At 66.8% G+C, this 16950-nt stretch carries 20 protein-coding genes, 1 tRNA gene and 1 pseudogene; 9 read left to right on the forward strand and 13 right to left on the reverse strand.

All coding sequences use genetic code 11. The annotated features are described in order from the left end of the window. Positions 1-15: 15 nt before the first annotated feature. On the forward strand, positions 16-780 hold the full coding sequence (locus tag NS331_RS03600; protein WP_058640647.1) for an SDR family NAD(P)-dependent oxidoreductase: 765 nt from the start codon (positions 16-18) through the stop codon (positions 778-780). 99 nt (positions 781-879) lie between these two features. Here NS331_RS03600 and NS331_RS03605 read toward each other — a convergent pair whose 3' ends face one another. The 5 genes from NS331_RS03605 to NS331_RS03625 form a co-directional block, all read right to left on the reverse strand. Continuing rightward, complete coding sequence (locus NS331_RS03605) at positions 880-1689, reverse strand: M90 family metallopeptidase (protein WP_058640648.1); 810 nt, start codon at positions 1687-1689, stop codon at positions 880-882. Positions 1690-1769: 80 nt separating this feature from the next. After that, a complete protein-coding gene (locus tag NS331_RS03610) occupies positions 1770-2540 on the reverse strand; it encodes a UDP-2,3-diacylglucosamine diphosphatase (protein WP_058640649.1) in 771 nt (256 codons plus the stop codon). 63 nt (positions 2541-2603) lie between these two features. Beyond that, positions 2604-3116: a peptidylprolyl isomerase gene (locus tag NS331_RS03615; RefSeq protein ID WP_058640650.1), complete on the reverse strand. Its 513-nt coding sequence runs from the start codon at positions 3114-3116 to the stop codon at positions 2604-2606. A gap of 35 nt (positions 3117-3151) precedes the next feature. Beyond that, positions 3152-3742, reverse strand: coding sequence for a peptidylprolyl isomerase (locus NS331_RS03620; RefSeq protein ID WP_058640651.1), 591 nt, complete (start codon positions 3740-3742; stop codon positions 3152-3154). A 103-nt stretch (positions 3743-3845) separates the two neighbouring features. Continuing rightward, the gene (locus tag NS331_RS03625; RefSeq protein WP_058640652.1) at positions 3846-4436 is read right to left on the reverse strand and encodes a tetratricopeptide repeat protein; all 591 of its coding nucleotides are present in this window, start codon (positions 4434-4436) and stop codon (positions 3846-3848) included. A gap of 205 nt (positions 4437-4641) precedes the next feature. Here NS331_RS03625 and cysS point away from each other — a divergent pair, with 205 nt between their 5' ends. From cysS to NS331_RS03640, 3 genes are read left to right on the forward strand one after another with little or no spacing between them, the layout of a single operon-like run. Then, positions 4642-6108, forward strand: a complete 1467-nt coding sequence (gene cysS, locus NS331_RS03630; RefSeq protein ID WP_058640653.1) for a cysteine--tRNA ligase — start codon at positions 4642-4644, stop codon at positions 6106-6108. 27 nt (positions 6109-6135) lie between these two features. Then, positions 6136-6786, forward strand: a complete 651-nt coding sequence (locus NS331_RS03635) for a DNA-3-methyladenine glycosylase family protein (protein WP_058640654.1) — start codon at positions 6136-6138, stop codon at positions 6784-6786. Between the two features lie 21 nt (positions 6787-6807). Continuing rightward, positions 6808-7788, forward strand: a complete 981-nt coding sequence (locus NS331_RS03640; RefSeq protein WP_058640655.1) for an acetyl-CoA carboxylase carboxyltransferase subunit alpha — start codon at positions 6808-6810, stop codon at positions 7786-7788. A 57-nt stretch (positions 7789-7845) separates the two neighbouring features. Here NS331_RS03640 and NS331_RS03645 read toward each other — a convergent pair whose 3' ends face one another. Then, a complete protein-coding gene (locus NS331_RS03645; RefSeq protein ID WP_058640656.1) occupies positions 7846-8127 on the reverse strand; it encodes a DUF1232 domain-containing protein in 282 nt (93 codons plus the stop codon). Positions 8128-8175: 48 nt separating this feature from the next. Here NS331_RS03645 and tilS point away from each other — a divergent pair, with 48 nt between their 5' ends. The 3 genes from tilS (at position 8176) to NS331_RS03660 (ending at position 10776) form a co-directional block, all read left to right on the forward strand. Beyond that, positions 8176-9246, forward strand: a complete 1071-nt coding sequence (gene tilS / locus NS331_RS03650) for a tRNA lysidine(34) synthetase TilS (protein WP_058640657.1) — start codon at positions 8176-8178, stop codon at positions 9244-9246. A 96-nt stretch (positions 9247-9342) separates the two neighbouring features. Beyond that, the gene (locus tag NS331_RS03655; RefSeq protein WP_058640658.1) at positions 9343-10611 is read left to right on the forward strand and encodes an aspartate kinase; all 1269 of its coding nucleotides are present in this window, start codon (positions 9343-9345) and stop codon (positions 10609-10611) included. A gap of 72 nt (positions 10612-10683) precedes the next feature. Further along, positions 10684-10776 (forward strand) — tRNA-Ser (locus tag NS331_RS03660). A 95-nt stretch (positions 10777-10871) separates the two neighbouring features. On the opposite strand, the gene NS331_RS25335 is transcribed toward NS331_RS03660, so the two are convergent. The 6 genes from NS331_RS25335 to NS331_RS03690 form a co-directional block, all read right to left on the reverse strand. Beyond that, positions 10872-11456 carry a tyrosine-type recombinase/integrase gene (locus tag NS331_RS25335; protein ID WP_242873637.1) on the reverse strand — a complete coding sequence of 195 codons (585 nt, stop codon included), beginning with the start codon at positions 11454-11456 and terminating at the stop codon, positions 10872-10874. A 2-nt stretch (positions 11457-11458) separates the two neighbouring features. Further along, positions 11459-11806, reverse strand: a complete 348-nt coding sequence (locus NS331_RS27060) for a hypothetical protein (RefSeq protein WP_058640659.1) — start codon at positions 11804-11806, stop codon at positions 11459-11461. Positions 11807-11809: 3 nt separating this feature from the next. Then, positions 11810-12340, reverse strand: a complete 531-nt coding sequence (locus tag NS331_RS03675; protein ID WP_058640660.1) for a hypothetical protein — start codon at positions 12338-12340, stop codon at positions 11810-11812. A 98-nt stretch (positions 12341-12438) separates the two neighbouring features. Continuing rightward, positions 12439-13122: an Ogr/Delta-like zinc finger protein gene (locus tag NS331_RS25340; protein ID WP_242873638.1), complete on the reverse strand. Its 684-nt coding sequence runs from the start codon at positions 13120-13122 to the stop codon at positions 12439-12441. Continuing rightward, positions 13119-13604: a hypothetical protein gene (locus NS331_RS25995; protein ID WP_153012736.1), complete on the reverse strand. Its 486-nt coding sequence runs from the start codon at positions 13602-13604 to the stop codon at positions 13119-13121. Before NS331_RS25995 ends, NS331_RS25340 begins: the two co-directional genes overlap by 4 nt. A gap of 106 nt (positions 13605-13710) precedes the next feature. Continuing rightward, on the reverse strand, positions 13711-13929 hold the full coding sequence (locus tag NS331_RS03690; protein WP_058640662.1) for a hypothetical protein: 219 nt from the start codon (positions 13927-13929) through the stop codon (positions 13711-13713). Positions 13930-14330: 401 nt separating this feature from the next. On the opposite strand from NS331_RS03690, the gene NS331_RS25345 reads away from it, so the two are divergent. Together NS331_RS25345 and NS331_RS25350 are read left to right on the forward strand one after the other, a co-directional pair. After that, complete coding sequence (locus tag NS331_RS25345) at positions 14331-14714, forward strand: helix-turn-helix domain-containing protein (RefSeq protein WP_082702231.1); 384 nt, start codon at positions 14331-14333, stop codon at positions 14712-14714. Positions 14715-15501: 787 nt separating this feature from the next. Then, complete coding sequence (locus NS331_RS25350) at positions 15502-16719, forward strand: DNA cytosine methyltransferase (protein ID WP_082702232.1); 1218 nt, start codon at positions 15502-15504, stop codon at positions 16717-16719. A 22-nt stretch (positions 16720-16741) separates the two neighbouring features. Here NS331_RS25350 and NS331_RS03695 read toward each other — a convergent pair. After that, positions 16742-16950, reverse strand: a pseudogene (locus NS331_RS03695) (IS5/IS1182 family transposase); the annotation flags it as partial.

A 16950-nucleotide genomic window follows, 5' to 3' on the forward strand; every position in this document is an offset into this window, starting at 1 on the left:
ATCAAGGAGCTTTCCATGAACACGCAGCCTTTCAGCGGCAGAACCGCGCTGGTGACGGGTGCCGGCACCGGCATCGGCCAGCACATCGCCCAGGCGCTGGCGAAACAGGGCGCGCGGGTGGCAATCGCAGGCCGCCAATTGGCGTCGCTGCGGCGGACTGCGGACGCCATCGCTCTGGCGGGCGGCCATGCGCTCACCGTGGTGGCCGACGTCTCCGATGAGGCCGGCGTCGAGGACATGGTGGCGCAGACACTGCGAGCGGAGGGCCGACTGGATATTGCCGTCAACGCGGCGGGCGTGTTGCGAACCGGCGCCGTGGACGCCTTCGCACTGCAGGACTTCCAGGCGACGATGGCGACCAATGTCGTCGGCACCTGGCTGTGCATGAAGCACCAGCTCCTGGCGATGAAGCGCGGCGCGAACGGCGGCGCCATCGTGAACATTGCCTCGAACATCGGTGCGCATCTGGCGCGGCCCGGCACGGCGGCCTATGCCGCTTCCAAGGCGGCGGTGGCCGTGCTGACCAAGACTGCCGCGCTCGAGGCCATCGGCAGTGGCATTCGCATCAACAGCGTCAGCCCAGGGCCTGTGGATACCGCCATGTCCTACCGTGTGGGCGAAGACCGCCAGGCGCGGGACGTGCGGGTGGCGGCAAGTAACCCATCGCGGCGGGTCGCGGGGCTGGACGAGATCGCCGCAGCCGTACTCTGGCTGTGCTCCGATGCCGCGGCTTATGTGGTGGGCCATGACCTGGTGATCGATGGCGGGGCGTCGCTCTGAAAGCGCACAGACCGACGATTCCTGCGCAGCGGTGAGCTTGCCGGCGCAGCGGCCGCGGGCTGTCTTTCGGCACCTTGCGCCCTGCGCCTTTGCCGCCAGTCAGCCCTCGTCGGTGGCTGCCCGAAAGAACGCGTCGAACGCCGGCGCCAGTCCCTCGAACTCGCGCGTGAAGCGCGGCCGGTCGACGAAGTACGCCTCGCAGGCCACGGCGAAGAATTCGGCCAGCGACGAGGCGGCGTAGTCGTCCAGCCAGGGCGGCTCGCCGCCGAAGCGTTCGGCCACGATGGCCTGCTCGCGGAATCGGTCGTAGGCGGGCTGCAGCGCCTGCAGCCAGCGCTCGCGGGCCTGCAGGGCGCTGCCGTCGCCCAGGAAGTGGGCGGGCAGCGGGGGGCAGCCATCGACCTCGCCGTCGCGCATGTCGATCTTGTGGGCGAATTCGTGGATGACGACGTTCAGGATCGGGCCCTGGCCATCGCCGCTGGCACCTTCGGCCACGTGCGGCCAGCTGAGCATCACCGGGCCGTGAGCCCGGGCCTCGCCGATGATGGCTTCGTCGTATTCGTGCACCACGCCGGCCTCGTCCACCAGCGTGCGGCGGGTGGAGACCTCGGAGGGCACGACGACGATGCCGACGAAGTCGTCGTACCAGTCCAGGTCGCCGGGCAGGTGCAGCACGGGCAGCACGGCCTGGGCGGCGATGAGCAGCGCGACGCGGTCGGTGATGGCGAAGCCCAGCGCGCCGTGGAACTCCTTCTGCTGCAGGAAGCGGGCGCTGAGGGCGCGCAGGCGGGCGATCTCGTCGGCCGGCCGGCCGGCCAGGAAGGGCAGCGCGGCCAGGGCCTGCTGCCAGGCGTCGTCCGGGATCTGTGGCGGGGGGCGCAGCTTGCTGCGCAGCCAGCGGCCCAGCATGGTCAGGTTCTCCGTGCCGGCCGACGCGGCAGGGCGTCGGCGGTCCAGGCGCGACGCGGCAGGGATGGACGCCGGCGCATCTAGCGCAGATCCACCCGCTGGGCGCCGGCGGCGCTCAGGCACAGCACCTGCGCACGCGGCGGCGAAGCCGCGGCATCCCAGTCGCTGAGGACCAGGCGTTCGTGCCCGGCGTCCAGCGCACGGCGGCCGGGCCTGTGGGTGTGGCCATGCACCAGCGTCGGCGCCCGCGCGCTGCGCAGCCAGGCGACAGCGGCCTCACCGTCGACATCGGCCCAGACGGTGCGCGGATCGCCCTTGCGCGACTCGCTCTGCGCGCGCATGTGGCGCGCCAGCGCGCGGCGTTCCTCGAGCGGACGGGCCAGGAAATCGGCCTGCCAGGCCGGGCTGCGCACCTGGGCGCGGAAGGCCAGGTAGTCCCGGTCTTCCAGGCAGAGCAGGTCGCCATGGCTGAGCAGCCAGCGCCGGCCGTGCAGCACCAGCACCAGCGGATCAGGCAGCAGTTGCAGGCCGGCCTGCGCGGCGAAGCCCTGGCCGACCAGGAAGTCGCGGTTGCCGGCCATGAAGAAGATCGGGCGCCGTTCGGCCGCGGTGCGCAGCCGGGCGGCGCAGTCGGCCTCGAAGCCCGGCGATTGCGCGGCGTCGTCGCCCACCCACACCTCGAACAGGTCGCCGAGGAAGAAGACCGCGTCGGCCGGCGTGGTCTGCAGGTAGCCCTGCCAGGCCTGCAGGGTCTCGGGCTCGCCCGGGTGCAGGTGCAGGTCGGACAGCAGGTCGACCGTGCGCCACCCGGGCGGGGCGAGGAATTCGGTGAAGGCGGTCTGCGCCGTCATGCGCGCGGCACGGAAGGGGCGCGCGGGCGCAGACCGGGGCAGGGCATGGCGCGGTTCAGGCGCTCACTCGGCCAGGATGGTGGCCTTCTCGATCACCACGTCGTCCAGAGGCACGTCGTCGTGGAAGCCGCGGCGGCCGGTCTTGACCTTGCGCAGTTTGTCGACGAGCTCGGTGCCCGAGACGACCTTGCCGAACACGGCATAGCCCCAGCCCTGCTGGGAGGGCGCGGTGTGGTTGAGGAAGTCGTTCTTGGCGACGTTGATGAAGAACTGCGCAGTGGCCGAATGCGGCGCGCTGGTGCGGGCCATGGCGACCGTGTACATCTCGTTCTTCAGGCCGTTGTTGGCCTCGTTGGTGATCTCGGCGCCGGTGGGCTTCTGCTTCATGCCGGGCTCGAAACCGCCGCCCTGGATCATGAAGCCGTCGATGATGCGGTGAAAGACGGTGTTGTCGTAGTGGCCCTTGGTGACGTAGGCCAGGAAGTTCTCGACCGTCTTGGGGGCCTTCTCGGCGTCCAGTTCGAGGACGATGGGACCGAGGTCCTTGATGGTGAGTTCGACTTTGGGATTGCTCATGAGGGACTCCTGAAGAAGAGAAAAGGGCGGCCGGCTTATTTCAGCACCGTCGCGCTGCGGATCACGACCGGCTCGACCGGCACGTCGCGCATCGGCCCCTGGGCGCCGGTGGGCACGGCGCGGATCTTGTCGACCACGTCCATGCCCGAGACCACCTTGCCAAACACGGTGTAGCCGTGGCCGTCGGGATTGGGGGCGTTGAGCATGTCGTTGTTCTTCACGTTGATGAAGAACTGGGCCGTGGCCGAGTTCGGGTCGCTGGTGCGGGCCATGGCGATGGTGCCACGGTCGTTCTTGAGGCCGTTGTCGGCCTCCAGCGGCACCGGGGCACGTGTGGGCTTCTGGCGCAGGTCGGGCGTGAAGCCGCCGCCCTGGATCATGAAGCCGTCGATGACGCGGTGGAACACGGTGCCGTCGTAATGCTTGTCCTGCACGTACTGCAGGAAGTTGGCGACGGTCTTGGGCGCCTTGGCCGGCTCGAGCTGCAGCACGATGTCGCCCGCGCTGGTGGTCAGTTTGACGCGCGGGGCGGCGGCCTGGCTCCAGGCGGCGGTGGGCAGCGCGGCGGCGGTGAGAAGGGCCAGCAGGACGCGGCGGGTGAGGGCGGTGGTACGCGAAGCGGTCACGCGGGGACTCCGTGCGGATGAGCCGAAAACGGCAAGGGAGGTGGACGACAAAGGACGCTAGAGGCGCAGCCGGCGCGGCGGTTCCCGCCGCACCAGCGATGGCTCAACGCACCAGGCGGCGCTGCTCGGGCGGGTCCGCGGGCAGGGCGCCGTTGCTGCTTTCGCCGGTGCGGTCGACCAGCTGGCGGATCATGGCCAGCTTGGGCGCGACGCTGGCGCTGATCGAGGCATAGGACTGCGCGCGGTTGTACTGCCGCGCGGCCAGGCGCACGTACACGTCGCCCAGGTTCTCGTGGGCCACGGCGTAGTTCGGGTTCAGCCGCAGGGCCGTCAGCAGCGTGTCGCGGGCCTTGTCCAGGTCGCCCCGCGCGGCATAGATGACGGCCAGGTTGTTGTAGGGCTCGGGCAGCTCGGGATAGTCCTGCGTGAGCTTGACGAAGGTGTCGGTGGCGTCGGTCGTCTTGCCCTGCTCGCTGAGGATCACGCCGCGCAGGAAGCGCATCTGCGGATCGCGCGGATTGCCGGCGATGTAGCGGTCGGCCTTGTCGAGCGCCTCGGTGGCCTTGCCCGCGCGCAGCAGTGCATTGACGTCGGCGTAGTCGTCGGCCAGCGCCGCTCCGGTGCCCATGGCCAGCAGGCAGGCGAGGGCGGCACGGAGCAGGGAACGGGCGACGGGAGAAGCGGCTTGCGTCATGGAGCGAGTGGGGCCGGACGGCGCGTGCGCCCCGGCATGGTTGGATGCGGCGGGCCCGTGCGGACGGGCGCTGCGCAGAGGGCCGTTTATACTCGCCGGATTGTAGCCATGGCTTGTGCCGAGCCCTTGGCAGCGCGCCCCCCGCGGCGCATGATCGACAGCTTCCGGCCGGCGCCCCCGTTCAACGGCGCTCTTTCCGATTTCCATGACCCTGCGTATCTACAACACGCTCACGCGTGCACTGGAGGAGTTTTCGCCGCTCGAAGCGGGCCATGTGCGGATGTACGTGTGCGGCATCACGGTCTACGACTTCTGCCACGTGGGTCATGCCCGCGCCATGATCGCCTTCGACGTGGTGCAGCGCTGGCTCAAGGCGCGCGGCTGGCGCGTGACCTACGTGCGCAACATCACCGACATCGACGACAAGATCATCCGCCGCGCGGTGGAGAACGGCGAGACGCTCAAGGCGCTCACCAGCCGCATGATCGCCGCGATGTACGAGGACACCGACGCGCTGGGCGTGGAGCGCCCCACGCACGACCCGCGCGCCACCGACTACATCCCGCAGATGCTGTCGATGATCGAGACGCTGGAACGCAAGGGCCTGGCCTACCGCTCGGCCGATGGCGACGTGAACTACGCGGTGCGCAAGTTCGCAGGCTACGGCAAGCTGTCGGGCAAGTCGCTCGACGAGCTGCACGCCGGCAACCGCGTGGCCGTGGCCGAGGGCAAGGAAGACCCGCTCGACCCCGTGCTCTGGAAGCGCGCCAAGCCCGCCGAGCCCGCCGAAGCCAAGTGGGAGAGCCCCTTCGGCACCGGCCGCCCCGGCTGGCACATCGAATGCTCGGCGATGGCCTGCGACCTGCTGGGCGAGACCTTCGACATCCACGGCGGCGGCGCCGACCTGCAGTTCCCGCACCACGAGAACGAGATCGCGCAAAGCGAAGGCGCCACCGGCAAGCCCTTCGCAATGACGTGGATGCACAACGGCTTCATCAACATCGACAACGAGAAGATGTCCAAGAGCCTGGGCAACTTCTTCACCATCCGCGATGTGCTCAGGAAGTACGACGCCGAGACGCTGCGCTTCTTCATCGTGCGCGCGCACTACCGCAGCGACCTCAACTACAGCGACGTGCACCTGGACGACGCGCGCAACGCGCTGAAGCGCCTGTATCGCTCCTTGGCAGACGCCGACGCATTGCTGGGTGAACAAGGGCTGATGGCGGATTGCGTTCCTTTATCGGACCTTCCTGATCCCTTTGATTGGGTACGGCTATTCAAGAAAGCGATGGATGAGGACTTCGGCACTCCCCAGGCGGTCGCGGTTCTATTCCACATCGCGGGCGACATCCAAGCTCTACGCAATAGCCTGATCCATAACAAGAATCCCGATATTCGAGACTTTGAGCTGCAGAGACTTCGGGACTCTGCCATGGCTCTGCGGTCGCTTGGTGGCGCTCTTGGGCTATTGACCTCCGATCCCGTGCGCTACTTAAGGGCGGGTGCTAGCCTGGACGAAGCCACCATCCAGGCCCGCATCGGCGAGCGCGCCGCGGCCAAGGCGGCGAAGAACTTCGCCGAGGCCGACCGCATCCGCAACGACCTGCTGGCCCAGGGCATCGTGCTGAAGGACGGCCCCGCCGGCACCACCTGGGCCGCGGCCCAGTAAACGGTGCGGACGACGGCAACGCTGGCCATGGCCCCATCGCGCGCGCAGGATCCGGAATTCATCACGCCCGACTACTGGGAGGAGGCGTGCCGCCACCTCGTCAAGAAGGACCGCGTGATGCGCCGGCTGATCCCGCAGTTCGGCGATGCGCGCCTGCATTCGCGCGGCGACGCCTTCACCACGCTGGCCCGCAGCATCGTCGGCCACCAGATCTCGGTGAAGTCGGCGAAGTCGGTGTGGGAGCGCTTCGAGAAGCTGCCCCGGCGCCTGACGCCCGCCAACGTGCTCAAGCTCAAGGTGGACGACATGCGCGCCGCCGGCCTGTCCGCGCGCAAGGTGGAATACCTGGTCGACCTGGCGCTGCACTTCGACGCCGGCACCGTGCACGTGGACGCCTGGAACGACATGGCCGACGAGATGATCATCGCCGAGCTGGTGGCCATCCGCGGCATCGGGCGCTGGACGGCGGAGATGTTCCTCATCTTCCACCTGCTGCGTCCCAACGTGCTGCCTCTGGACGACCCCAGCCTCATCGCCGGCATCAGCCAGCAGTATTTCTCGGGCGACCCGGTCAGCCGCAGCGATGCGCGCGAAGTGGCCGTCGCCTGGGCCCCCTATTGCAGTGTGGCCACTTGGTACATTTGGCGCTCGCTCGAGCCCCTGCCGGTGGCCTATTGACTGACTTCACAGGAGTAGATCTTGGCAAAACGTAGCTTCCTCGACTTCGAGCAACCCATCGCCGAACTCGAAAGCAAGATCGAAGAACTGCGCTATGTGCAGAGCGAATCGGCGGTCGACATCTCGGAAGAGATCGACCAGCTCGGCAAGAAGAGCCAGCAGCTGACCAAGGAGATCTACAGCAGCCTCACGCCGTGGCAGATCACCAAGATCGCGCGCCACCCCGAGCGGCCCTACACGCTGGACTACGTGAACGAGATGTTCACCGACTTCGTCGAGTTGCACGGCGACCGCCACTTCGCCGACGACCTCTCGATCGTCGGCGGCCTGGCCCGCTTCAACGGCATGCCCTGCATGGTGCTGGGCCACCAGAAGGGCCGCGACACCAAGGAACGCACGGCGCGCAACTTCGGCATGAGCAAGCCCGAGGGCTACCGCAAGGCGCTGCGCCTGATGAAGACGGCCGAGAAGTTCAAGCTGCCGGTCTTCACCTTCGTCGACACGCCCGGGGCCTACCCCGGCATCGATGCCGAGGAGCGCGGCCAGTCCGAGGCCATCGGCCGCAACATCTTCGAGATGGCGCAGCTGGAAGTGCCCATCATCACCACCATCATCGGCGAGGGCGGCTCCGGCGGCGCGCTGGCCATTTCGGTGGCCGACCAGGTGCTGATGCTGCAGTACTCGGTGTATTCGGTCATCAGCCCCGAGGGTTGCGCCTCCATCCTGTGGAAGACGGCCGACCGGGCGCAGGACGCGGCGGACGCGCTGGGCATCACGGCGCACCGTCTCAAGGCGCTGGGCCTGGTCGACAAGATCGTCAACGAGCCGGTGGGCGGGGCCCACCGCGACCATCGGCAGATGGCGTCCTTCCTCAAGCGTGCGCTGACCGAAGCGGTCCGCCAGGTGGTGGACCTCAAGCCGCGCGAACTGGTCGACCGGCGCTATGAGCGCATCCAGAGCTACGGCCGCTTCGCCGACACCAAGGCCGACGCCGGCCGCTGAATACGGCGCCCCTGAAGGGCAGGGCGGCTGCGCCCCGCGCGGTGGCCGTTCAGCGCGTCATCGCCTGCGGGCTGCATTGCGCGCCTTCAGCGCGTCGGCCAGGCCGGGCGGCAGCAGCTTCTGCGACAGCCGCAGCAGCAGGAACACCACGATGCCGTCGTCCAGCCAGCCCAGCAGCGGCACCGCATCGGTGACCAGGTCCAGCGGGCTGATGAGGTACGCCGCCGCGGCCAGCACCGCCAGCTTGGCACCCCAGGGCGAGCGGCCGTCGCGCAGAACGGCCCAGGCCAGCACGAGCTCCTTGCGCATCGCCCACCACAGTCGTCCCAACTTCCACATGCGGCAACTCCTCGGTCCGGGTGCGGCCGGCGCGGGAATGCGTCGGCCATGAGCGGGGTTGGAGCGCCGCGGGCGGCAGGGGTTCCGCCGGATGCCGTCGATGCCGCCGTCGCCGCGCTCACGCCGCGCCTGCCGCTGGGCGTGGCCCTGAGCGGCGGCGCCGATTCGACGGCCCTGCTGGTGGCCTGCGCGCGCCGCTGGCCGGGCCAGCTGGTGGCGCTGCATGTGAACCATGGGCTGCAGGCGGCGGCCGATGGCTTCGAGCGCCATTGCGCCGCGCTCTGCGAACGCTGGCAGGTGCCGCTGCGGGTAGGACGCATCGATGCGCGGCCGCGGGCCGGCGAAAGCCCGGAAGAGGCGGCGCGGCTGGGCCGCTACCGGGCGCTTGCCGAGCTGGCCGGCGCGGACGGCGGATTCACCCGGCGCGCATCCGGCGAGGCGCCGGCCTCGACCGAGGCCGCGACGGACGGGACGCCAGGGGCCTTGCAGGACATCGTGCTGGGCCACCATGCCGACGACCAGGTCGAGACGCTGATCCTCGCCCTCTCGCGCGGCGCCGGCCTGCCGGGCCTGGCCGCCATGCCGCGGACGGCCGAACGTGCCGGCCTGCGCTGGCATCGGCCCTTCCTGGACCTGCCGGCCCACACCCTGCGCGCCTGGCTGCGCAGCCATGGGGAAGGCTGGATCGACGACCCCACCAACATCGACGCACGCTACACGCGCAACCGCATCCGCCAGCAAGTGCTGCCCGCGCTGGCCGACGCCTTTCCGCAGTTCCGCCAGACCTTCGCCCGCAGCGCGCGCCATGCGGCGCAGGCGCAGGAACTGCTGGCCGACATTGCCCGGGCCGACCTGGCGGACACCGGCATGCCGCCGCGCATCCCGGCCCTGCAGGCGCTGCCGCGCGGCCGCCAGGCCAATGCGCTGCGGGCCTGGCTGGCGCAGGCGTCCGGCCGGGCGCCGGCAGCCCGGCAGATCGACGAACTGCTCGACCAGATCGCTGCCTGCACCACGCGCGGCCACCGCATCCACCTCAAGGCCGGCAGCGGCCAGGTGGTGCGCGAAGGCGACACCCTGCGTTGGTACAATGGCGCGCCCTTGCCGAAGCCCCCGCGCTGAATGGCATCCGGGCCGCCACCGCGCAGGCCTTTCTCCAGGCCCGCCATCGCGGGCGACGCCGACGAGGCGACTCACTTTTCTTCCGACATCTCACCCATGGCATTGATCGTTCACAAGTACGGCGGCACGTCGATGGGCTCGACCGAGCGCATCCGCAATGTCGCCAAGCGCGTCGCCAAATGGGCGCGCGCGGGCCATCGCATGGTGGTGGTCCCCAGCGCCATGAGCGGCGAGACCAACCGCCTGCTGGGCCTGGCCAAGGAACTGGCCCCGGCCAAGCCCACCACGCCCTATAACCGCGAGCTGGACATGCTGGCGTCCACCGGCGAGCAGGCTTCGTCGGCGCTGCTGGCCATCGCGCTGCAGAGCGAGGGCGTGCAGGCCGTGAGCTACACCGGCTGGCAGATGGGCGTGCAGACCGACAGCAGCTACACCAAGGCCCGCATCGAGCGCATCGACGACGAGCGCGTGCGCGCCGACCTGGACGCGGGCCGCGTGGTGGTGGTCACCGGCTTCCAGGGCGTGGACGAGTTGGGCAACATCACGACGCTGGGCCGCGGCGGCAGCGACACTTCGGCCGTGGCCATCGCCGCCGCCATGAAGGCCGACGAGTGCCTGATCTACACCGACGTCGACGGCGTCTACACCACCGATCCGCGCGTCGAGCCCGATGCGCGCCGCCTGGCCAAGATCAGCTTCGAGGAGATGCTGGAGATGGCCAGCCTGGGCTCCAAGGTGCTGCAGATCCGCTCGGTGGAATTCGCCGGCAAGTACCGCGTGCCGCTGCGCGTGCTCTCCAGCTTCACGCCCTGGGACATCGACATCAATGAAGAGGCCGTGTCGGGCACTCTGATCACCTTCGAGGAAGACGAAACCATGGAACAAGCCGTCGTGTCCGGCATCGCTTTCAGCCGCGACGAAGCCAAGATCTCCGTCCTGGGCGTGCCCGACAAGCCGGGCATCGCGTACCACATCCTGGGCGCGGTGGCCGATGCCAACATCGAGGTGGACGTGATCATCCAGAACCTCTCCAAGGACGGCAAGACCGACTTCAGCTTCACCGTGAACCGCGCCGAATTCGCGCGCACGGTGGACCTGCTCAAGACCAAGGTGCTGCCCACGCTGGGCGCCGCCGACATCGTGGGCGACACCAAGATCTGCAAGGTGAGCATCGTCGGCATCGGCATGCGCAGCCACGTGGGCGTGGCGAGCAAGATGTTCCGCGTGCTGAGCGAAGAGGGCATCAACATCCAGATGATCTCGACCAGCGAGATCAAGACCTCCGTCGTGATCGACGAGAAGTACATGGAACTGGCCGTGCGCGCGCTGCACAAGGCCTTCGACCTGGACCAGCCGGCAAATTAATCGCGCAACGGCCGGCTTGTGTGGCCGATCGGGGCAGATTTGATGGCATAATCATGGTCTGCCTAGCGCACTGGAAACGTGACCGAGTGGCCGAAGGTGCTCCCCTGCTAAGGGAGTATGGGGTGTAGAGCCTCATCGAGGGTTCGAATCCCTCCGTTTCCGCCAAGCACTTTGCATAAAAAGCCGTTGATCTTCAACGGCTTTTTTCATTTCCGGGGTTGGCCTCGTGCGCTTCCAGCCCTAAGCCATCCCTGAATCGCTCATCCAGCGCCCTTCGCGCCCTCTGTCCTGGTGCCCAGCGTGGCGTTCACGGCGGCCAGGTTCGCGCCCCGGTCGGCGGATGGAATCCACTTCGCGTAGTCGCGCATCATCACTTGCACCGAGTGGCCATGTTGCATGGCCACCCACACCGGATTGGCGCCGGCCATCAGCGCCAGCGTCACGCTGGTGTCGCGGCACTCCTTCGGCGGCCGGTAGCGCACGCCGGCCGCGGGCAACGCCTGCGCCCAGGCGCGGCGCTGCGACTGCTCATCGATGTAGGCGCTGCCGGTGCGCGGGTTGTGGAACACCTCGGCGTCGGCGGCCTGCGTCCTCGCCTGCTGCCGCAACAGCGCGCCCAGCGCGCGGTGGTTCAGCTCCACCAGGCGCTCCCGGTGCGTCTTGGTGCGGGCCTTGTCCTCGGTCAGCACGCGCGCGCGGTGCACGCGCACGGTGCCGGCGCGCAGGTTGACATCCTCCCAGTGCAGCGTCGTGCGGCGCATGCGCTCCAGCCAGAAGGTGGAAGACACCTTGCGGACCGGGCTGCGGCGGCCCTTGTGGCGGGTGAACGACGGCAGTGCGGCCATGGCTACACCGTCAGGGCCGCGAGCGGCTGCAGGGCCCGGCGCAGGGCGCGTGCGGCACTGGCAATGGCGTCCTGCTCGGTCGGCGGAATCTCTGACCACGCGCGCAGGGCCGGGCGGTCGAGGTCGCCATCCACGCCGGCCAGCAGCATCAGCGTCATGCGGTAGACGCTCAGCAACTCGGCCCATTCGCGGGCGGCGGCGCTCGGCCCCGTGATCGAGGCGCGGGTGGCGAATTCCTGGCGCAGCTCGGCAAGCATGGCGCGGTAGGTGCTGCGGTAGATGGGAGCGGGGAAGCTGGGCGGTTCCTGCTGCTCAGCCCGGGGCGCCGGGCCTTGCGCTGCAAGGTCCATGCGTCAGGCTCCGGCCTCCGCGGTGGCGGCTGCTGCCGCGAGCGGGCGGCCCACGTCGTTAGCCGGGTGGTGCCCCTCGGTCGCCGCCGTCACCAGCCCTTGCTCGCACGCCTCGGCCAGCCACTCGGCCGGCACGTAGGCGTGCACATGGGCATGCCCGCGCTTGAAGATCGCCTCGCATTGAAAGCGGCCCAAGGCCGCCCCTTGCTTGGTCCACACCACCTTGAAGCCCAGGCGCAGCAGCGTGGCCGCCACCGTGGCGTCGTGGCCGTCGCCGAAGAGGCCGGTGCGCAGCGTCACCGTCTCGGGCAGGTCCAGCACGCGCCGGTAGGGTCGTAGCTCTTCCAGGGCGACATGCACCTTCTGCGCGGCCAGGGCGGCCATCAACTCGTCCAGCACCGGCAGCTTGGTGCTGATGCGCCGGATGTCGGCCAGGCGCGCCGCGTGGCGCTCGTGCTCCTGCTTGAGCACCAGGGCCAGCGCCTTGCTGGTGGAGGGTGAGGTCGTGGAACGGGAGCGGGTGGCGGTGCGCATGACGGTTTCGGCAAAAAAAGAGCGAACGAATCCCCGCGCCTCATTTCGGGCGCGTTGCGGGAGGGAAGGAAACGGGGAGCGCCGGGCGGCGCGGTGGGTCAGGCGGGCGGCGCCTTGGGGCTGGCCTTCAACAGAGCCTGGAGCTGCTCCAGCCGCACATGCGGGCTGATGGGCAGCACCACGTCCGCGCAGGGCGTGGACGACAGTGACAGCGTGCGCACCAGCCCCAGCTGCGCCACGTAGGCGTGGCGGCAGCGGTGATTGCGGCAGCGGTAAGTGACCTCGCGCAGCGTGCGCGACAGCTCGCGCGAGGCCACGGCAATGGCGTTGGCCGCGCAGTGCGGGCAGCGGATGGTGATGTAGCAGTAGCGGGCGCGCTCGGCCGCGTCCTCGGCCGCATCGGCGCCGGCCTCATCTGCCGCCCACAGCAGGCCGGCAGCCGGCGCGGCGCCGCCCCAATCCGCCAGCGGCTGGCCGACCTGGGCCAGGTAGTCGGCCTCGTCGTTGGCTTCTGTCTCGATGGTCAGCAGCGCGGCTTGCACCGGCGCGCGCCGTACATGCAGGCTCAGCGGCAGGCTCACCAGCGGCGAGGGCATGCGCGACGGCTCCAGCGTGCGCACCACCTCCAGCCGGGCCACGTACACGTGGCCGCAGCGGTAGTTGCGGCAGCGGTAGGCCACCTCGCGCACGGTGCGCGACAGCTCCTGGCTGTCCTCGGCCGTGGCCTTCTCTAGGCAGTGCGGGCAGCGGATCGACAGGCGCATGTAGCCGGCTTCGCTCATGCCTGCACCGCCTGAATTTCCGTCTGACGAAAGTCAGCCTTTTGGCGCCTTCCTTCGGCGAGCGCAGGCGCAGACACGGCCCCTATGCCGCCCGCCAGCCACAGCGCCGACTCTGCCGGCGCGCAGTGGCAGGCGCGGCGCAGGTAGCGGCCCAGGTACTTGAGCAGGGCCACATGGCAACCCGAAAGCAAACGATGAACAACGATTTGATCTACGGGGCAGACACGCTGCCCGAAAACAACCAGATACTGGCCGCCCTCGAAAGCGAGGCCTACGGTCTGGCCGCCAGCGGTGGGCAGGCCATGATGGTCGGCATTCGCAACGAGGCGGGCGTTCTCTACCGGCGCATCAGCACCGACGGCCTCGGCCAGTTCCTGGCCGTCATCGAGGCGCTGCGCGGCCTGGCCTTGTCGATGAGCTGGAAGACGCGACCGGCATGCGCGAGGGATGCGATGCCATCTTTGCCCGGCCAGGCCAGCCATGATGCGGCGGGACAGCGCTGCGCGGCCCAGGCCGCTTCGCGGATCAGTCCCACGGCGGTGGCGGCGTCGGCGGCGGTCAGCGTGGGCGTCAGAACGGGGGAGGGCGTCATGCGTGGTCTTGCATGGAGGGTTCGTTGGCGGCCGACACCTGCGTGCGCTCGGGAAGCCTTTCCCAGCGGCCGCATTCGAGGACGGCCAGATCGCGCAGCAGCGTGGCCGGCTGGATGCCGCGTTGGTCGCACATGGCACGCCAACAGAGGTCCTCGTAGTCGTCAAGCCGGGTGGTGATGCGGTGGTCGCGCACGCGTTTGGGGTCGGGATACATCGGCGGGAGGTCCTCGGGCAAGGGGCTGATGCGGGGCAGGGAAAGACGTTTAGGCAGCGCTGGGGAACTGCGCTAGGCCGATCAGGTAGATGCGACGCGCAAAGTTGGCGACGGTGCGGCCCTCTCTGCGTGCATGGGCATGGGTGCGCTCGTGCTCAGCCGGCGGCAGACGAAGTGCTCCGGGGTTTCGCGCCCGACGCGCTCGTTTTTCGGCAGCGGCGGACGACCACGACGGGGTGATATATGGGCCATACGGTTAATATGGGAACTCTTAATGTGTGTGTGACGCGGATTATGAACCCGCAAATCTTCATGCTTCAACGGATTTATGCCGGTTTTTGGGTGTATGCGTGAAATTTTGTGTGTGTACCCTGGTTACTTGGCCGCCATCGGGATGCTGAATGCCTGACTTCGGCACTCGCTTAAAGGCGGAGAGAGCGCGTCTCGGCCTGTCGCAAGCCGCGATGGCGAAGGCGGGTGGCGTGAGCCTGAACTCGCAGTCGAACTACGAGAACGGGCACCGGGTTCCTGATGCAAGCTACCTGGAGCGAGTAGCGCCGCTAGGCGTCGATGTCACCTATGTGGTGATCGGAGTTAGGGTGTCCGCTGCCCTTACTGCAGCGCCGACCGGTCAGCTTGCAGATGGGGCGGTTCTACGCTCAGTCACACCTGAGGAGGCAGCACTGTTGGATAACTACGAGCATTCCGACGATGAGGGCCGCGCAGCAGCTAGGAGGCTACTTTCTGCGCTCGCGGTATCGAGCCCAGTTCGTAAGGCCGCGTAGCGTTGCCTGGTGGTGCTACTGGGCGGGACTGCAATGGTGCGGGTGGGGCCGGCGGGGTGCTACGACGCGCTATGTTTTGGCCCAGGTGACTCGGTTGATGGAGGGGTGCCTTGCTGGTTGAGCTTGCAAAGCACGGCGCCCGCGAAGGCGGGCCATGAATCGTTTCGCCGTTCTGCTGCTGCTGCTGCTGGCGCCGATGGGACGGCCATCCTGGGCGGCCGCCCGCGCTGAGGATCGTCCGTCACCGGCCGCACGCTGATGATGGAGCAGGAAGTGCTGTTGGACAACTATGAGCACGCGGACGAAGAGGGCCGCGCCGCCGCGCGGAGGGTACTTTCTTCGCTCGCGCAATCAAACGCGGCTCGCAAGGCCGCTCAGTATGGGGCGGTGGGTTTAAGGAACCGCTGTCGGAGGATGGGCGTGGCGGGAACGGAAGATCCTCGCGATGCGCTACGTAGCACGCATATTGGGAGTGCCGCTAGTAGGCTAGCTTCGCGGCGTTCAAGCCTTACTCACCAGCAAAGGGCGCACCGTCACGCCAAGTGCCTCCTTTTCCAAGGTCTTGCCATATGCATGCAATCAACGCTAACTTGCTCCCTGTAATCACCGCCCATGGCGTCATCTTCGCTGTCAAACTGACCTTGCACGAGGCTGAAAATTAGTGTATCTACTGGTAAGCTCGCGTGCTAAGGCTGAACGGCATCCCTTCGACAGGTGGTCGGCCACATCTGCCCCTGCATCTGGATCGCTTGAGTTACCAATCTGACTGCCAGAGTTTAAGAAGATAATGAAAAAGGCGCCTACTTTTATCGACGTTTTCGCAGGTTGCGGAGGTTTAAGTTTTGGCCTGATGGCGGCAGGGTGGAACGGAATTTTTGCGGTCGAGCGCGATCAAAATGCATTCGAGAGCCTAAAAGAAAACTTAATAGACAAGGATTCGTCGAGGTCCTTTAGTTGGCCTTCGTGGCTGAGCAAAGACCCGCACGCAGTAGATGAGTTGCTTGGAAACTATCGCGGCGATCTCATTGGACTAAGAAACCAAGTTGACCTTTTGGCAGGGGGGCCGCCCTGCCAAGGGTTTTCTGCTGCAGGGCGGCGGGAGGCCAGTGATCCCCGCAATAAACTTACCGCGTCTTATTTGGATTTTGTTTCTCTTATTCAGCCGAAACTAGTGTTGATAGAAAATGTTAAAGGAATCACCGTAGATTTCATTGACAAGAAATCTAAAACTGGCACGATAAACTATGCCCAAAAAATAATCAGCGCGCTTTCTGATGAGTATAACGTCCACACTAGGCTGATCGATACTTCCCAATTTGGAGTGCCACAAAAGCGGAAGCGATTTTTTATTCTTGGTATTCGCAAGGATATTTCTGCCTTTATGGAGAAAAATCCCTTTGACGTCATTGATGAGCTGAGATTAGAGTTTTTGAAAAATAAGGGTATCTGCGTGCCAATTTCCGCAAAAGCCGCAATATCTGATTTAGAGACAGAACGCAATGGCGTCCGAGATAGCTCCGAATGCCATGGATTCAAGGAAATATCATATTGTGGCCCTTTGACAGCGTTTCAGAGGCTTATGAACGCGGGTATGGGCGAAGGGATAACCGATACTCGGCTGGCACGCCATAACCCAGTAATTCGGGAGCGATTCGAGCAACTTATCGAACGCTGCCACGCCGACGGTCGCCTCAATATATCGATATCCTCGGAATTGAGGGCGAGTTACGGGCTAAAAAAGTGCGCCATCAGAGTGTTGGATCCTGACAGCCCGTCTCCGACAATTACGAGCATGCCGGATGATCTAATCCATTACAAAGAGCCTAGGACGCTGACCGTAAGGGAGAATGCCCGGCTACAGAGCTTCCCAGATAGCTTTGTATTTAAAGGAAAATACACGACCGGCGGCGAGCGTAGGAAGCGTGAGGTGCCACGATTCACCCAAGTGGCGAATGCAGTGCCTCCCCTTGTTGCCGAAGCGATTGGGAGAGCGCTAATTAAGTAGTCCACCCTGAACAATTCCGTTCTCAGCCGTAGGCAGTGCGGTTGTTGAGCGAATGGGCAATCAGCGCGGCCACAACCGCCTGCACGGACAACCCGATGCGGGCGCAATAAAGCCGCAGCGCGGCCAGGATCAGGCGCAGGTTATGGCCGGCGCCGCACATCACCGCGTGCAGCGCATCGCCCAGCGCACCCTTGAGCGGGTTGCGAGCGAGGCGACCGTCCATCTTCATGT

The sequence above is a fragment of the Pseudacidovorax intermedius genome (assembly GCF_001476815.1).
Classification (GTDB): Bacteria; Pseudomonadota; Gammaproteobacteria; order Burkholderiales; family Burkholderiaceae_C; genus Xenophilus; species Xenophilus intermedius_A.

What these genes read in the sequence shown, in the direction of transcription:
- NS331_RS03690 (WP_058640662.1), bottom strand. Translation starts at nt 13,929, where the DNA reads ATGTATCCCGACCCCAAACGCGTGCGCGACCACCGCATCACCACCCGG.
- NS331_RS03605 (WP_058640648.1), bottom strand. Translation starts at nt 1,689, where the DNA reads ATGCTGGGCCGCTGGCTGCGCAGCAAGCTGCGCCCCCCGCCACAGATC.
- NS331_RS27060 (WP_058640659.1), bottom strand. Translation starts at nt 11,806, where the DNA reads ATGGACCTTGCAGCGCAAGGCCCGGCGCCCCGGGCTGAGCAGCAGGAA.
- NS331_RS25345 (WP_082702231.1), top strand. Translation starts at nt 14,331, where the DNA reads ATGCCTGACTTCGGCACTCGCTTAAAGGCGGAGAGAGCGCGTCTCGGC.
- NS331_RS25335 (WP_242873637.1), bottom strand. Translation starts at nt 11,456, where the DNA reads ATGGCCGCACTGCCGTCGTTCACCCGCCACAAGGGCCGCCGCAGCCCG.
- NS331_RS03600 (WP_058640647.1), top strand. Translation starts at nt 16, where the DNA reads ATGAACACGCAGCCTTTCAGCGGCAGAACCGCGCTGGTGACGGGTGCC.
- NS331_RS03645 (WP_058640656.1), bottom strand. Translation starts at nt 8,127, where the DNA reads ATGTGGAAGTTGGGACGACTGTGGTGGGCGATGCGCAAGGAGCTCGTG.
- tilS (WP_058640657.1), top strand. Translation starts at nt 8,176, where the DNA reads ATGAGCGGGGTTGGAGCGCCGCGGGCGGCAGGGGTTCCGCCGGATGCC.
- NS331_RS03675 (WP_058640660.1), bottom strand. Translation starts at nt 12,340, where the DNA reads ATGCGCACCGCCACCCGCTCCCGTTCCACGACCTCACCCTCCACCAGC.
- NS331_RS03610 (WP_058640649.1), bottom strand. Translation starts at nt 2,540, where the DNA reads ATGACGGCGCAGACCGCCTTCACCGAATTCCTCGCCCCGCCCGGGTGG.
- NS331_RS03615 (WP_058640650.1), bottom strand. Translation starts at nt 3,116, where the DNA reads ATGAGCAATCCCAAAGTCGAACTCACCATCAAGGACCTCGGTCCCATC.
- NS331_RS25340 (WP_242873638.1), bottom strand. Translation starts at nt 13,122, where the DNA reads ATGAGCGAAGCCGGCTACATGCGCCTGTCGATCCGCTGCCCGCACTGC.
- NS331_RS03625 (WP_058640652.1), bottom strand. Translation starts at nt 4,436, where the DNA reads ATGACGCAAGCCGCTTCTCCCGTCGCCCGTTCCCTGCTCCGTGCCGCC.
- NS331_RS25350 (WP_082702232.1), top strand. Translation starts at nt 15,502, where the DNA reads ATGAAAAAGGCGCCTACTTTTATCGACGTTTTCGCAGGTTGCGGAGGT.
- NS331_RS03655 (WP_058640658.1), top strand. Translation starts at nt 9,343, where the DNA reads ATGGCATTGATCGTTCACAAGTACGGCGGCACGTCGATGGGCTCGACC.
- NS331_RS03635 (WP_058640654.1), top strand. Translation starts at nt 6,136, where the DNA reads ATGGCCCCATCGCGCGCGCAGGATCCGGAATTCATCACGCCCGACTAC.
- cysS (WP_058640653.1), top strand. Translation starts at nt 4,642, where the DNA reads ATGACCCTGCGTATCTACAACACGCTCACGCGTGCACTGGAGGAGTTT.
- NS331_RS25995 (WP_153012736.1), bottom strand. Translation starts at nt 13,604, where the DNA reads ATGGCTGGCCTGGCCGGGCAAAGATGGCATCGCATCCCTCGCGCATGC.